The following is a 14,664-nucleotide window of genomic DNA, read 5'->3' as shown; positions in this document are numbered from 1 at the left end:
ATGCATATCAAGGAGATCACATATGTTATTTCAGCAAATGTGCGGTGTAATGTTCCATCAGAAAGATGTCTGGACCAAGATTCGGGAGCGTAAGTATACGATCGTTGAGTGTTATACCCATGTCCTGCTATGGCTTTGTGCGATAGCCCCTGTCAGCTTTTTCTTTGGTACGACCCAGATAGGTTGGAGTATTGGCACCGGCGACTATGTCAAACTGACGGCAGGCAGCGCCTTCATGATTGCTATCCTTTTCTACTTCGCGCTATTGATCGGAGTTGGATTTATGGCTCATGTCATTCACTGGATGGAAAAAACCTATGGCGCTGATTCTGATCTGGAACATTGTATGGTTCTGGCAACCTGTACGGCGGCTCCTCTACTGCTGGCAGGTATAACGGGACTCTGGCCAATGCTTTGGTTCGTGGTGGCAGTGGGCCTGGTAGCGCTGGCCTATACGGTTTACCTCCTTTATTCAGGAGTGCCTGTGCTGATGAATATTCCTGAAGAGCAGGGGTTCATGTTTTCCACCTCCATACTGACCGTCGGTATGGTTGTGCTGGTCAGCATGCTGGTATCAACTGTTATTCTGTGGGATCTGGGCATCGCACCAGCATTTACTAACTAAAGTCGACTGCTGCTGAGCAGGTTGATAAGGGTGTTTACAAGTGGCTCTGGATCATTGCTGTGATGAACCAGAGCCAACACCTCTCCTCGACTATTGACCAGATAGGTCTGTGCTGAATGGTCCACGGTATATTCCATAGCGGAATCAAGCGTGACTTTTCTGAAAAACGCCCCGTACTGTCGAGTGATCATCTCGATTTCATCCATCGAACCGGTCAGCCCGATAAACCGTTTATCAAAAAAAGCGACATATTCAGCCAGATAATCTACCGTATCACGCTCAGGATCCACGGTGATGAACAAAGGCTGGATACGTGCACTTTGTTCTGGCTCAAGTTGCTTGAGGCTGGCGGCAGTTGTCATGAGTGACGTGGGGCAGATGTCTGGACAAGAGGTGAAGCCGAAAAAAATAAGGATCAGCTTGTTGTCAAAATCAGACAGGCTGACAGGGCCGCTGGCAGATTCCAGGGTGAAAGGGCCACCAAGCTGATTGCCTGCTGACAGCTCCTGCGGTTGCGCTGTGATCTCTGTTTTGACGAGAGTGTATGCCGTAATGGCCAGTAGCAGCCCTGCAAGTGCAGAGGCCAGAATGATAGGGTTGGATTTCACACCGAGTCCTTCTTTTGTGTTGTATTAATCCGAGGGAGTCATGATAGCGTATCCAGACTGTATAAATGATAGTGACAGATCTCAAGGTGAAAAATGACTCTTGTATCAACTTTTAAATCAATGCGCTGGTGGCTGTTTGCTCTAGTGGTGGTGTTGATCGGCCTTTCCACATTAGTGGCTATCAAGAGTGAGGGTAAATCGCTTCCCGAAGGTATTATGCTGGCTACTATCGAAGGCCAGTCAGTTCAACTCGATGAGTTCAAGGGAAAGCCTCTGATCATCAATTTCTGGGCTACATGGTGCCCTCCCTGTATTCGTGAGATGCCACTTCTGAATCGTTACGATGACCTTCAGGATGTTGATGTGATTCTGATCAATCAGGGAGAGGCTGTGCCAGTGATCAAGTCTTATCTGGAAAAAGCCGATATCAGCTTTCGTAACATGTTGCTGGATCCTCGCCAGCAGAGTCTTCAGTCCCTTGAAATAAGAGGTTTGCCGACAACGCTTTTTTACTCTGCTGAAGGTGTGCTTGTGGATCAGCATATGGGCGAAGTGACAGCCGAACAACTCGATGCTTTCATCCAGCGATATGCAGCGCCAAATGACAGAAAATCCTGACTTGTCAATTGCTTGTCACATACACTAGACTGCTGAGACGATATGCTGAAGATGGTTGCCAGGGAGCATTCAGTTAGATGAAAAGATCAGGCTCATTGAGCATTCATCTTTTTCTTTGTTCATTGCTTTATTCAATGACACTTTCTGCTGCTTTTGCTGATGAGAGATGTACTCGGTTAACTGCCAGTGGTAACCCTGAGTATCCTCCTTACCTATGGCGTGATCCCAATGATCCGCAACGCTTGATCGGAGCAAATGCACAGATGATCGGGTTTGTTGCCAATGAGCTGGGTATTGAAATAGAACTTTATTACAGCGGTCCCTGGGGACGAGTCCAAGAGGAAGTATCTGCTGGTCGAATCGATCTGATTGCCGGTGCTTTTTATACTTCTGAGAGAAGCGGTTGGATGGATTATATCTATCCTGAATTTCAGGGCACCAGAACGGCTGTCTGGACTCGTGAAGATGCAGATATCGACTATCAGGAGTGGATTGATCTGAAGCCCTATCTCGGCGTGACAGTTATCAACAACAGTTTTGGTCAAGAATTTGATACTTTCGCCCGGGAAGAGCTCAATATCATGGAAGTAGGAAGTCTTTCTCAGGCGCTGAAACTGGTAGCCGAGTCGCGGGCTGACTATCTGATCTATGAAGATAACCCGGGTAAGGCTTATGCCGAACAGCTCAATATCAACAATTTGAAACTATTGCCAGTCGCCATCACCAGTCAAAATCTTTACCTGACCATATCCCGGCTGTCACTGTGTAATACTGATGAAATGAAAGAGAGGTTGTCGCTGGCTCTGTTGAAGCTTGAAAAAGATGATCTGATGTCCTTTTTTCTGGAGAGAGCACACGCTCAATGGCGTGTTCAGACTCAGTAATAGATGTGATGAGATGTATACGAGGAGTTGATCTGTGGTGCGGATAAGCAGTTAATGATTACGACATTGATCCAGACATCGCTCAGTAAGCGCTTCCTGTCCAAGGTGCTGCCTGTATTGTTTATCGCATCGGTTGTGTTTCTCGCTGTCCTGGCTTGGCTTGAGCTGGAAAAAGCGCAGGAGGTCAATGCACACCTTGCTCAGCAGAAGGTTAACAACCTGTCGCGACTTCTTACCGAGCCGGTCTGGCAGCTAGCACATTCGGTATCTGAAAATATTCTTGAAACAACTCTTGAAGACCCCTCGGTAGGCTGTGTGTCACTTGAACATGCTTCTGGTGGTGTACTCACATCCCCCCCTTTACAGGTGGGTATTTGCGAAAATTCAGAGGCTGGCTGGAGTCACTTTACAAGCTCGATCGTGTATTCAGGCCCACGGGGCGATCATGAGCTGGGTACAGTATCCCTGCATGCTGATGTAAGCAGCAGTTGGCAAGATATCACCGGTCAGCTATGGGGGCTCGCGCTACTGGTAGCGATACTCTTTCTGGCACTGGTAACCACTACGACGCTGGCATTTCGCTGGACAATTCTGCGACCACTCAACAGTTTCTCTGAGTCCTTGAAGCACTATCAGAACACTGGTAAACGGTTGCCGGTTGACTGGCAGTCGCGTGATGAGCTGGGGTTGCTGATTAACGAATACAATGCAACCTTGCAGCTGCAGAGTAAAACCGAGCGACAGCTGTCTGAAGCCAAGGATGAAGCTGAGCAGGCGTTGGCGAGTCTTAAAGAGGCTCAGGATATGCTGATCCAGACTGAAAAACTGGCGTCACTCGGGAGATTAGTGGCAGGTATTGCGCATGAGATCAATACACCTGTCGGTAATAGTCGCACCGTTGTGACAGCCCTGGGGCTCAAGGTAAAAATGTTTAATCAGGAGCTTGAATCAGGCTTGTTGAAGCGCTCCAGTCTGGATAAGTTTCTGGCATCGCTTGATGAAGCAATACGTATTCTGGACTCCAGCCTTGATATGGCAGCAGAGCAGATCAGCAACTTCAAACAGGTAGCCGTCGATCAGACCAGTACGCAGCAGCGGCGCTTTGATCTCAAGGAAGTGGTGGACGAGGTTATCTATACCCTCAGACCACGTATCAAACATACTCGGTTCAATGTCGAAGTGGATGTGCCAGAGGGGATCGAACTGAATAGTTTCCCCGGTCCGCTGGGCCAGATTATTACTAACTGCTTTAACAATGCATTGATTCATGGATTTGAAGGGCGTGACGAGGGATGTATCACGATTTCAGCAAGGCGAAAAGGCGAGCATGATGTTATGCTTGAGATCAGTGATGACGGCATAGGCATGAGTGCTGCTGAGCTCAAGAAGGCATTTGATCCGTTTTTTACGACCAAAATGGGACGTGGTGGATCTGGTCTTGGATTGCATATTGTGTTCAACTTGGTTAATACGGTACTACGCGGTTCGGTCGAACTTGATAGTGCGCCGGGTAAGGGGCTTAAACTTATGTTCAGGATACCGGTGCAAGTATTGGCTGATGCTTAATGATTAAGGGTAGCTATGGGTAACCGTCACTCACAAGATGATGATCTGTTGATATTTGCAGAAGAAGACCTGGAAGGTTATGAGTCTGCAGAAGAGGATGGCCAGTGCTGGCACGTCCTGATTGTTGATGATGAACCTCATGTCCATGATGCCACCCGTTTCGCACTTGCCGACTTTAAAATTCTCGGCAGAATAGTCGAATTCTCCAGCGCCTATTCGGCCGCCGAAGCAAAAGAACTATTGTCTGATGGTCCACGCTTTGCCTGCATACTCCTTGATGTTGTGATGGAGTCTGAAGATGCTGGCCTTAAACTTGTCAGCTATATCCGTGAAACCATCCATGAGTTGTCGAGTCGTATCATTCTTCGCACAGGCCAGCCAGGTTATGCTCCTGAACTGGACGTTATTCAGCATTATGATATCAATGACTACAAATCTAAAAGTGAGTTGACCAGCAACCGCCTGATTACGACACTGATTGCAGCGATACGTTCCTATCAGCAATTGGAAATGATTAATGCTAACCGACAAGGGCTGGCAATGATCATTGATGGTGCATCGGAGCTGTTCAAGGAAAGAGCCGTTGATACTTTTTCCCGTGGCGTGCTGATGCAACTGTGCAGTTTGTTGCAAATCAACCGTAACGGTTTCATGTGCTGTCATGAGGATTCTGTCGATCATGAAATTAAAGTGGTGGCAGCTTTCGGACGCTTTGAGCCCTTCGCTGGTGAGAGTATCGACAGGCTTCAGGATGAGGTACTCAAGAGTGAAGTGAAGCAGGTCCTGGAAACACGCCAACACCTGATTGATGAAACGCATGTCGTGCTATACCTGCTCTCACCACATGATGATGAACTGGTGGTCAGGGTTGAAACCAGTCGTCCAATGAATGAGCTCGATGTGCGATTGATTGAGCTGTTTTCAGTCCATATTTCGGTTGGCTTTGATAATGCGCGTCTGTTTGAGCGTGTGGAACATCTTGCCTATATCGACTCTTTGACCGGCTTGCCAAATCGAACCGGTTTTCTGCACAAGCTGGGCAAGTTGATGTTGAACAAGGAGCCATTCAGCCTGGTTCTTGCCGATATTGATAATTTTCAGGCCGTGAACGATGGCCTGGGCCATACCACCGGCGACAAAACGCTGGTTAAGACAGCTCAGCATCTGCGCAGTTTCTTTGGCGATGAGTGCCTGATGGGCCGCATCTCTGCTGATAACTTCTGTATTCTGCTGCCAGGTATCGACGAAGCGGACCTGTCACTTCAGGTCAGCAGCCTGAATCAGTCACTGGCACATGGTTTTTCCATTGCCGGTAACGAAGTTCCTGTCAGCCTGACAATCGGAATTGCGCTCTATCCAACGCACGGCAAGGATGCTGAATCTCTGCTGCAAAATGCGGGTATTGCGCTGAAGCACTCCAAGCGGACTCAGCGTGCCTCTTTCAGTATCTTTGGTACCGAATTCGAGCAAGAGCTGCAGCAGCGCCTACAGATCGCCCTTGAGCTGCGTCACAGCGTTGAGCGTAAGCAATTAATCCTGCACTTCCAGCCTCAGGTGTCTCTGGTGGATCGGAAAGTGGTGGGGGTTGAAGCCCTATTGCGTTGGCAGCGTGATGGTGATCTGGTACCACCCGACCTGTTTATTCCGGCTGCAGAAACATCCGGTCACATTGTGTCCATGGGTGCCTGGGTTCTGGAAGAGGCTTGTCGTCAGCAGGTACTGTGGGCTGAGGAGACAGGTCAATCGATTCGAATGGCGGTCAATGTCTCTATTCGCCAGCTTAAGGACGCAGATTTCTTAAAAATGCTGGATGATGTGTTGCTCAGAACAGCGATCAACCCACACTGCCTGGAGCTGGAGATCACTGAGTCGATGGTGATGGAGGATCACGAGGCGCTGATCGATATTCTGAATGCGATTCGCAGTCGTAATATTCAGGTGGCGATGGATGATTTCGGCACCGGATACTCCTCATTGAGCTATCTACGCCAACTTCCGATTGATCGTCTGAAGATAGACCGTGCCTTCACCAACAAGATTACGGTTGGTGAGCAGGATAAAGCACTGGCTGATCTGATGATCAAAATGGGACATCTGGTGAATCTCAAGGTTATCGCTGAAGGTGTGGAAAGTGAGGTGGAAGAGGCTATGCTGATTGCACTGGGTTGTGATGAGGCACAGGGATACTTTTACTCTCGCCCACTTGATTCGGCTCAGTTCATAGATTTCCTGAAGAAAAAATAGATCTGGTAACAGTCGTAGTGCCTCTATGATCCAGCTGAACGATCAGCTGTTGCCTTGGTCTACACCTGATGGATGATCAGACTGGCGGCCAGAATTCAGGAGGTGACAAGGTGCCACTTAAACCTCGTTATAGATCGAAACGTATATTTTTCGTACTTGCTTGCTCACTTTCCGTTGCGGTGCTCGCTGGTGCCGTGCTTTTTGATACCAAAAAAACTGTTCGTATTGATACGCAGCACTACAGCCTCTCTCTCGAAATCGTTGCAGACAATTTAGCGCATCCCTGGTCTATCGCTTTTCTGCCTGATGGTGAGGTGCTGGTGACCGAAAGGCCGGGGCGATTGAGACGGCTTGTTGATGATGAACTCTTATCGGAGCCTGTCACAGGTCTGCCTGATGTGACTGCCAGCGGGCAGGGAGGGCTTCTGGATCTGGCTCTGCATCCGGAGTTTGCCGACAATCGCTTACTCTATTTCTCCTATTCTGATCAGACTTCGGCTGGCATGACGACCCGTGTAGCAAGAGCGCGATACGAGTCAGGGCAACTGCAGGAAGTTGAGCCTATATTTGAAGCCTTGCCCCGTTCCAGTGGCGGTCGCCATTTTGCCGGCAGAATGGTATTCGATCCCGATGGCTATCTTTATATCAGTGTAGGTGATCGTGGTGAGATGGAGCGCGCTCAGAACCCATCTGATCATGCAGGTAGCATTATCCGGTTGAATGATGATGGCTCAGTACCTGAGAATAATCCCTTTGTTGATCAATCGCAGGTGCGTGACGAGATCTTCACCTGGGGTAACCGTAATCCTCAGGGGCTCACAGTTCATCCTCAGACGGGAGAAGTCTGGTCCAATGAACATGGACCGCGCGGTGGTGATGAGATCAACCTGATTCGCTCAGGACTCAATTATGGTTGGCCTGAAGTGACGCACGGCATTAACTATACCGGTTTCAGCATTACACCTCATACCGAGTTGCCAGGCATGGAGTCGCCACTGCTGCACTGGACACCCTCGATTGCCCCCAGTGGCATCGTGTTTTATACCGGTTCGGATTTTCCTCTCTGGCAAGGTCAGATTTTTTCTGGTGCACTGCGTGATAAATTGATATCGAGAGTATCAGTTAAGGAGACAGATGAGGGGTATCTGTTGCAAGAAGAGGAGCGTTTTCTGCAGGAGTTTGGTCAACGTATTCGGGATATCCGCCAGGGGCCTGATGGCTACCTATGGTTGCTGACAGATGAGAATCCCGGGCAGATTGTGCGTATCAAGCCTGCGCAGTGAAGAGAAAGCCAGCACCTGCTGATATCAGCAGGTGCTGGCTGTACATCAAGTTACAGTGTCTAGCGCAGCTTTTTTTGAGCGGCCACGATGGCCGATAAAATACCAGATCAGCGCAAGCGCCTGAACAGCTGCGCAGATGCCGATACTGACCTGGTAAGCTTGTGCGGGATAGAAGCCATTTTCCAACGGTTGCCAGAAACTCACCATCACCCCGATCAGCCACTGCAGCAGAAACGCGCTGATAAACACCATCAGGTTCAGCGCCGTATTGACCCGCCCGGACAGAGACTTTGGAAACCCCTGTGACAGAGCCGCATACATCAGTGCACCGGCTGTACTGAACAGTCCCAGAAGGAACCATAAAGGCGTTGCTGGCAGATCGGCTCGAATCAGTACCAGTGTCAGCAGGAGCAGAAAGAGCACCATGCAGATGATACTGACCAGTGAGGTGGGAATGCCGAGTGATTGTAGCCGAGATGCCAGCCAGCCGAGCGTCAGAAAGCCCACCACCATGCCTGCAGCTGACCAGAGCAGCAGATCAGCCGTTGCAGCCTGGCTATAACCATCCACTTGTCTGAGCCAGATTGCTGCCCAGAGACTCAACAGGGCTACATAGAGCGCCTGATTGATAACGCTGGCAGGTGCAATACGCAGAAACAGCGGGTGTCTGAAAATCGCGAGACTCTCTTTGATCTGAATCGACAGGGCGACAGGCTTGTCAGTGGTGGGGAGGATGGGCGGCACACGAAAACGCACGAAGACAGCCAGCAGCAGACTCAGCACAGCCAGCCCGATAAACAGACCACGCCATCCAATTAAAGGCAGCATCAACTCCACCGGAAGCGTGGCGGTGAGCGCGCCGAGGCCACCGGAAGCCAGCTGCAAACCGTTTACCAATGGCAGGCGTTCTGGTGGCAGCAACGCGGCATAGGCTCGAAACGCTGCCATCAGGCAGGCAGAGACACCCAGCCCTATCAGGCCACGTCCCAGCCAGAGCATCAACGCGCTCTGGGCGAAGGCAAATGTCAGTGAACCGATGGCAGCTATGATCAGAATATAAGAAGCGACTTTGCGCGTATCGTAGCGATCGAGCAACACACCCAGCGGTAGCTGTGATGATGCAAAAAACAGGAAATAGGCGCTGCCGATCCAACCCAGTGATGCAGGACCCAGTCCCAGCTCCAGTGCGACAGGTTCAGCGATGACGCCATTCACAACACGGAAAAAATAGGAAAGGTAATAACCCATTGCGAAGGGCATAAATACATGCAGAAAAAAGCGCAGATTCAGATTCACAGCGAGATCCCGTTTCAACAGAAGAGGGCACAACTTAAGTGATTCATAATATTCTTACAAGATACAGATTGCCCTGAGCTTTACGGTAACTGTCTGGTCAGAGGAGGATATATCATCTGCCACTATTACCCTCACATCAATGAATGATCAGATATCCAGCCACTTCATAACACCTTTGGCGGCGTGTACTCCACTGGCAAAACAAGCAGTCAATAGATAGCCGCCAGTGGGGGCCTCCCAGTCCAGCATCTCACCGGCACAGAAGGTCCCGGGCAGGCTTTGCAGCATCAGGTCAGGGGTCATAGCCTCAAATGAGACCCCACCAGCCGTGCTGATCGCCTCATCGACAGGACGGGTGGCAGTCAGTGTCAGAGGCAGGGATTTTAAGGTAGAGGAAACTTGCGCCATATCCTGCATCTGTACGGCACTGAGTACTTCGCGCAGCAGGTCGGCCTGTATACTTTTCACTCCCTGGCGCCGCAAATGGTTGCTGAGCGAGCGCGAACCTCGGGGCTTGCTCAGGGCCTTGCTCAGTTGCTGCTCACTGCGATCCGGCACCAGATCAATTCTGACCTTGGCTGATCCCTGTGCCTCGATGGTATCGCGAATGGGTGCCGACAGGGCATAGATCAATCCGCCTTCAAGTCCGTAGCGGGTCAGCATCAGCTCCCCTTTCTGTTGGCGCCTATTTCCCTTCAGGTCTGTGCAGCTCAGCACCACACCTTTGAGTGGTTCACCGGCATGACGGCTCTGCATCAGATCGCTCCAGTGGCATATAAAGCCGCAGTTGGCAGGTCGTATCGGTTGCAGCTTAACACCTTCAGCCTCAAGTAGCGGGTACCAGGTTCCGTCTGATCCCAGCTTTGCCCAACTGCCACCTCCCAATGCCAAAAGGGTCGCATCGGCCTGCACTGATCTGACACCTTCAGGTGTATCAAATGTCAGTTGTTGCTGATTCCAGCCGGTCCAGCGATGTCTGACATGAAAACGTACTCCCTGTGCACGCAAACGGTGTAACCAGGCGCGCAGCAACGGTGCAGCTTTCATCTCACGTGGAAAAACGCGGCCAGACGAGCCGACAAAGGTTTCAACACCCAGCTCAGATGCCCATTGCCGCAGTTGGTTGGCATCAAAATTTTGCAGCATCGGTTGGATCTGTTCAGCGCGCTCACCGTAGCGACTGATAAAGTCGCCGAAGGGTTCGGTATGAGTGATATTCAGACCACCACGACCGGCCATCAGAAATTTGCGTCCCAGCGAGGGCATGGAATCAAATAGCTCGACCTGAATGCCTGCGTTGGCGAGTGTTTCAGCAGCGATCAGCCCTGCAGGACCGCCTCCTATGATGGCGACCAGTGGCTGTGTGTCACCTGACTGGGAAGGAGGGGATTGCTGAGTCATCGGGCCTGCTTATGGTGTCATTTGTTGTCTGTATACTGTGTGCGGCATGATAACAGCTGTCGAGCATTCAGCGAAGTAGTGCCCTTGGTAAACCACTAATGTGCTGCCGGTCACTACTCTATCAGAGCAAGATCGGTGCAAGCACTTTCTGCAAGTTTCCATTATCATTGTTATGGTGTCGGATGAGCTATTTTATCTGTTCATCTGTTTTTTCCATCTTTATGTCGAATCTTTATCATGAAAAAACTACTGCTCGCTGCTGCTGTTCTGTTCGCCACTATCCCTGCTGCGCCTGTCATGGCCGACACTGCTTTAATTCGCAAGGTGCAGACACTGGATAGCTCAGCCCTGAATCTTGCTTCTGTTCATGCTGCCATCGCCCCTCTGGGATCCGATACCCTGATCTTCAGTAAACATGCTGACAAGGTTGTGCCTATCGCTTCGATCACCAAGCTTATGACCGCCATGATCGTGCTGGACTCCGAGCAGTCGCTTGATGAGTGGGTCGAGATCACCAAACGCCACAAGCCTGCTGCGACCAATGCTTATTCCCGTATCCGTATCGGATCTGAAGCGAAACGACACGACCTGCTGCGGATGTCTCTGATGTCTTCTGAAAATCTGGCCTCGTATCAACTGGCCCGCCATTATCCCGGCGGCTATGATGCGTTCATCATCGCAATGAACGAAAAGGCCCGATCACTGGGGATGCTTAATACCCGTTTCGTTGACTCTACCGGTCTTTCCACCGACAACCGTTCCACCGCTTCAGATCTGCTCAAACTGGTGGCGGCAGCTTATCAATACAGCGAGATTCGAATGCTTTCGACTGTGGGGAATTACGACGTCAATTTCAGAAAACCACGCTATGCACTGGCATATGGCAACACCAATCCTCTGGTTCGTTCTGAACGCTGGGATGTTCAGATGAGCAAGACTGGTTTTCTGAATGATGCTGGCCGCTGCCTGGTGATGGTGGCGCGAATCGATGGCGAACTGGTAGCGATGGTGTTTCTGGATTCCTTGGGCAGAATGTCTCCCGTCGGCGATGCCGGACGTGTACGTCGTTGGCTTGAGACCGGTAATGGTGGTGACGTAACAAGCGAGGCCCTGGCCTATGAGCGTCAGCGCAGGACTGAGCTCTACAGCAGCAGGTAATTGATCATGGATCTGATGGCTATCAGAGCAGTCGTGTTTGACCTGGATGGAACGCTGGTTGATTCAGGCCTCGACTTCAAAGCGATGTGCGATGAGCTGGGTTTGCCTCATGGCACACCTATTCTGGAGCATATTGACCAGTTGGAATGTGAGGATGCCCGACGTTCAGTCGAAGAGGTGGTGCGTCAGCATGAGCTTGAGGGTGCACGCAGAGCTACCTGGATGCCGGGCGCCAAAGCTTGTATTGATGCTTTGCACCAACTCGGTATGCCGATGGCTATCCTGACCCGGAATATGCGTGAAGCCACCGAGTTGACGCTGAAACTGTTGGAGATACCGATTGATCTGGTACTGACGCGTGAAGACTGTCTGGCCAAACCGGATCCAGAAGGGTTGCATCTGATCGCCGATAAGCTTGGTATCCCCTGTGCTGAAATGGTGTATATCGGCGATTACATCTTTGATATCCAGGTGGCGGCCAATGCACAAATGGCCTCGTGTCTTTATCGAAATCCTCGCAATGCCCATTTTGGTGAGCAAGCCGATTGGATTATCGATCATTTTGATGAGCTGACTTATAAGGTTGAGCAGAGGCTTCTGACGATTGCTCGGTGATCTACTACTGTTTCTGAATAGGGAGAGTCTGACTATCAAAACAGCCTGTTACGACTAAAGTCTCAGAGCATTACATTAGATGAACTGTATACTCGTTCGCTTTTGGGCGGGGTGTTACCGTGAAACTGCTGTGGTGAACTGTTGTTATGAGACTGTTGCGATGAAGCTGTTGTGATGAGACGCAGACTTGAAGTCTACCTGAACAGAGAAACCGTGCATCTGGTGTTGTTGGGTATGGCTGCCACTGGTATGGGAATAGGACTGGGGCGCTTTGCCTACGCGGCACTGGTGCCCGGGATGATCGAAGCCGGTTGGTTTTCGGAGCGCACAGTAGGGCTGATGGGAGCCGTGAATCTGCTCGGTTATCTGCTGGGTGCGGTGACGGCCTCATCCTTTGCAAGACGCTATCCTGTTCATCGCATTATTCAGTGCTCAGCACTGGGCATCGTTCTCAGCTTTCTGCTCTGTATTCTGCCACAGCCATCCGGTTGGTTTTATCTATGGCGATTTATTGCCGGTATGACTGGTGCTTTGCTGATGGTGCTGGGGCCTGCCTCTGTGATGCGGCTGTTGCCGGAGGCCGTACGCAAGGTAGCCTCCACCTGCGTATTTGCCGGTATTGGTGTCGGTATACTGCTCTCCGCAACATTGGTGCCTATGCTGGTCAAACACTCGAATAGCTTTGGTTGGGCTGCTCTGGGTATTGCTGGTTTGCTGGTGTTTGCCTATATGTTCAGGTGGCCTGCTGTCTCATTCAGCAACGGACAGCATGCGCGAGCGCTTGATCGCGCAGATAAGCGTGCATTGCTGATGGCAGGGGTTGGAGTGGTGATCGTGGCCTATGCACTGGATGCGGCGGCTTTTGTACCGCACACGGTGTTCTGGGTAGATTATCTGCAGCGTCATCTTGGCTGGTCTTCTGCCGCCGGTGGTTTTCAATGGGCACTTTTTGGTATCGGTGCCATTCTCGGGCCATTCCTGGTCGCGATGCTGTCCGCTCGCTTTGAGGTCAGCCACACGCTGCTGATTGCATTGTTATTGAAGAGTCTGGCAATCATGATGCCAACCTTTCTGCATGCACCGATCTTTATCAGCCTGTCATCATTGGCGGTGGGTGCGTTGATTCCCGGAGTGGTGGCATTGACCTCAGGGCGTCTGGCTGAACTGGTGGGTCTTGAGCATCATGCCTGGGCCTGGGGGTTGGCAACGGCGACTTTCGCTTTGTCGCAGGCGTTTGCCGGATTCGGCTTTGCGGCACTCTATTCAGGTAGTTTCAGCGCAGGCAGCGTATTTGTGCTGGCGGGTTCACTGGCTATGATTGGCGTGTTTTGCCTGTTGCTGATCAAGCAGCACAGAGTCCAGGTCTGAACTGGATTTTCAAAATACAATCCATTAACCGATAAATCTCACGCTGGCGGGCAACTGTGCTTTCGCCAGACCATCCCTGACATACTTGAGCAGAGACTCTGCCGCAGGTGTCAGCGAGCGTTTGCGACGGGTGATGATGCAGATTTCACGCTCTATAAGAGGAGTGTTCAGCGGAATGAAACGCAAGCGTTCAAATGAGCTGGTGTCGGCAGCCAGTGCCGGTATGATCGAGATACCGAGCCCTTCACTGATCAGAGCGGCAAGACCTGCCGGATTGGATACCTCAAGCAGTGATGTTTCCAGCGTGACAGGTGCTACTCCTTGAGCTGAAAACCCCTCCAGTTGTGCTCGAATACCCGTATCGGAGGAGAGCAGGATCAAAGGGTAGGCGCGTACCTGACTCCACTGCAAGGGCTGTTTCAGTGTGACCAAAGGGTGCTCCTGAGGCACCACAACACCATAACGGTCGCGAAGTACTGGCTCATAATTCAGCTCAGGTTGGCGCGAGTGGTTACTGGCCAGACCGAAGTCCACCTCATTATCGAGCACTCGCTGTTCGATACCGCCAGCGCCATCATCGCGCAGATAAAGGCTGATCCCCGGGTAATCGGTAGCGAAGTGCTTCACAATGGCTGGCAGCAGGCGTGTCAACATAGAGGGAGAGGCCGCAAGACCGACATGCCCCTGTTGGCGCAGTGAGGTGGCACGCAGATCCTCCATCGCGGAACGAAAGTCAGACAACAGGCGTTGGGCTACCGGTAAAAACCTTTCACCCTCCTGAGTCAGGAAAACGCGGCGAGTGGTGCGATCCAGCAGGGTCAGCTCTGCCTGTTCTTCCAACTGCTTGATGGTGGCGGTCAACGTTGACTGTGTCAGATGCAGGTGTTCGGCAGCACGGGTAAAACTGCCACTGGACGCAATCTCAACAAAGGCTTGAAGGTGGCGTATGGAAATGCTCATTTATTTGTTTTTACAATTAATTGATAGAATTTTATCGT

Annotated in this window: 13 protein-coding genes; 9 read left to right on the top strand and 4 right to left on the bottom strand. The window is 51.0% G+C overall.

Annotated elements, in window-relative coordinates; all coding sequences use genetic code 11:
- Positions 1-22: 22 nt before the first annotated feature.
- Positions 23-625, top strand: coding sequence for a Yip1 family protein (locus ACK3CJ_RS12040; RefSeq protein WP_409522451.1), 603 nt, complete (start codon positions 23-25; stop codon positions 623-625).
- Here the strand turns inward: ACK3CJ_RS12040 and ACK3CJ_RS12035 are convergent.
- The gene (locus ACK3CJ_RS12035) at positions 622-1,233 is read right to left on the bottom strand and encodes an SCO family protein (RefSeq protein WP_409522450.1); all 612 of its coding nucleotides are present in this window, start codon (positions 1,231-1,233) and stop codon (positions 622-624) included. The two genes, ACK3CJ_RS12040 and ACK3CJ_RS12035, sit on opposite strands and share 4 nt — an antisense overlap.
- Positions 1,234-1,326: 93 nt before the next feature.
- Between ACK3CJ_RS12035 and ACK3CJ_RS12030 the strand changes: the two genes are divergently transcribed.
- The 5 genes from ACK3CJ_RS12030 to ACK3CJ_RS12010 all read left to right on the top strand — a co-directional run bounded on the left by ACK3CJ_RS12030 (position 1,327) and on the right by ACK3CJ_RS12010 (position 7,828).
- Positions 1,327-1,851, top strand: coding sequence for a TlpA family protein disulfide reductase (locus ACK3CJ_RS12030; protein WP_409522449.1), 525 nt, complete (start codon positions 1,327-1,329; stop codon positions 1,849-1,851).
- A 134-nt stretch (positions 1,852-1,985) separates the two neighbouring features.
- Entirely contained in the window at positions 1,986-2,735 is a 750-nt protein-coding gene (locus tag ACK3CJ_RS12025) for a substrate-binding periplasmic protein (RefSeq protein ID WP_409522448.1), read from the top strand.
- 54 nt (positions 2,736-2,789) lie between these two features.
- Entirely contained in the window at positions 2,790-4,301 is a 1,512-nt protein-coding gene (locus tag ACK3CJ_RS12020) for a sensor histidine kinase (protein ID WP_409522447.1), read from the top strand.
- Between the two features lie 15 nt (positions 4,302-4,316).
- On the top strand, positions 4,317-6,545 hold the full coding sequence (locus ACK3CJ_RS12015) for a two-component system response regulator (protein WP_409522446.1): 2,229 nt from the start codon (positions 4,317-4,319) through the stop codon (positions 6,543-6,545).
- Positions 6,546-6,655: 110 nt separating this feature from the next.
- A complete protein-coding gene (locus tag ACK3CJ_RS12010) occupies positions 6,656-7,828 on the top strand; it encodes a PQQ-dependent sugar dehydrogenase (RefSeq protein WP_409522445.1) in 1,173 nt (390 codons plus the stop codon).
- A 45-nt stretch (positions 7,829-7,873) separates the two neighbouring features.
- Here ACK3CJ_RS12010 and ACK3CJ_RS12005 read toward each other — a convergent pair whose 3' ends face one another.
- Both ACK3CJ_RS12005 and ACK3CJ_RS12000 read right to left on the bottom strand, forming a co-directional pair.
- The gene (locus ACK3CJ_RS12005) at positions 7,874-9,124 is read right to left on the bottom strand and encodes an MFS transporter (RefSeq protein ID WP_409522444.1); all 1,251 of its coding nucleotides are present in this window, start codon (positions 9,122-9,124) and stop codon (positions 7,874-7,876) included.
- 147 nt (positions 9,125-9,271) lie between these two features.
- Positions 9,272-10,525 carry a TIGR03862 family flavoprotein gene (locus ACK3CJ_RS12000; RefSeq protein ID WP_409522443.1) on the bottom strand — a complete coding sequence of 418 codons (1,254 nt, stop codon included), beginning with the start codon at positions 10,523-10,525 and terminating at the stop codon, positions 9,272-9,274.
- Positions 10,526-10,762: 237 nt separating this feature from the next.
- Here ACK3CJ_RS12000 and pbpG point away from each other — a divergent pair, with 237 nt between their 5' ends.
- The 3 genes from pbpG (at position 10,763) to ACK3CJ_RS11985 (ending at position 13,666) form a co-directional block, all read left to right on the top strand.
- Complete coding sequence (gene pbpG, locus ACK3CJ_RS11995; RefSeq protein WP_409522442.1) at positions 10,763-11,683, top strand: D-alanyl-D-alanine endopeptidase; 921 nt, start codon at positions 10,763-10,765, stop codon at positions 11,681-11,683.
- 6 nt (positions 11,684-11,689) lie between these two features.
- Positions 11,690-12,298 carry an HAD family hydrolase gene (locus tag ACK3CJ_RS11990; protein ID WP_409522441.1) on the top strand — a complete coding sequence of 203 codons (609 nt, stop codon included), beginning with the start codon at positions 11,690-11,692 and terminating at the stop codon, positions 12,296-12,298.
- A gap of 174 nt (positions 12,299-12,472) precedes the next feature.
- On the top strand, positions 12,473-13,666 hold the full coding sequence (locus ACK3CJ_RS11985) for a YbfB/YjiJ family MFS transporter (protein ID WP_409522440.1): 1,194 nt from the start codon (positions 12,473-12,475) through the stop codon (positions 13,664-13,666).
- Between the two features lie 24 nt (positions 13,667-13,690).
- On the opposite strand, the gene ACK3CJ_RS11980 is transcribed toward ACK3CJ_RS11985, so the two are convergent.
- A complete protein-coding gene (locus tag ACK3CJ_RS11980) occupies positions 13,691-14,626 on the bottom strand; it encodes a LysR family transcriptional regulator (RefSeq protein WP_409522439.1) in 936 nt (311 codons plus the stop codon).
- Between the last annotated feature and the right edge of the window lie 38 nt (positions 14,627-14,664).

The sequence above is a fragment of the Nitrincola salilacus genome (assembly GCF_046271865.1).
Taxonomy (GTDB): Bacteria; Pseudomonadota; Gammaproteobacteria; order Pseudomonadales; family Balneatricaceae; genus Nitrincola; species Nitrincola salilacus.
The sequence above is the reverse complement of the archived record's forward strand: the minus strand, read 5'-3'. Positions and strand labels throughout refer to the sequence as shown.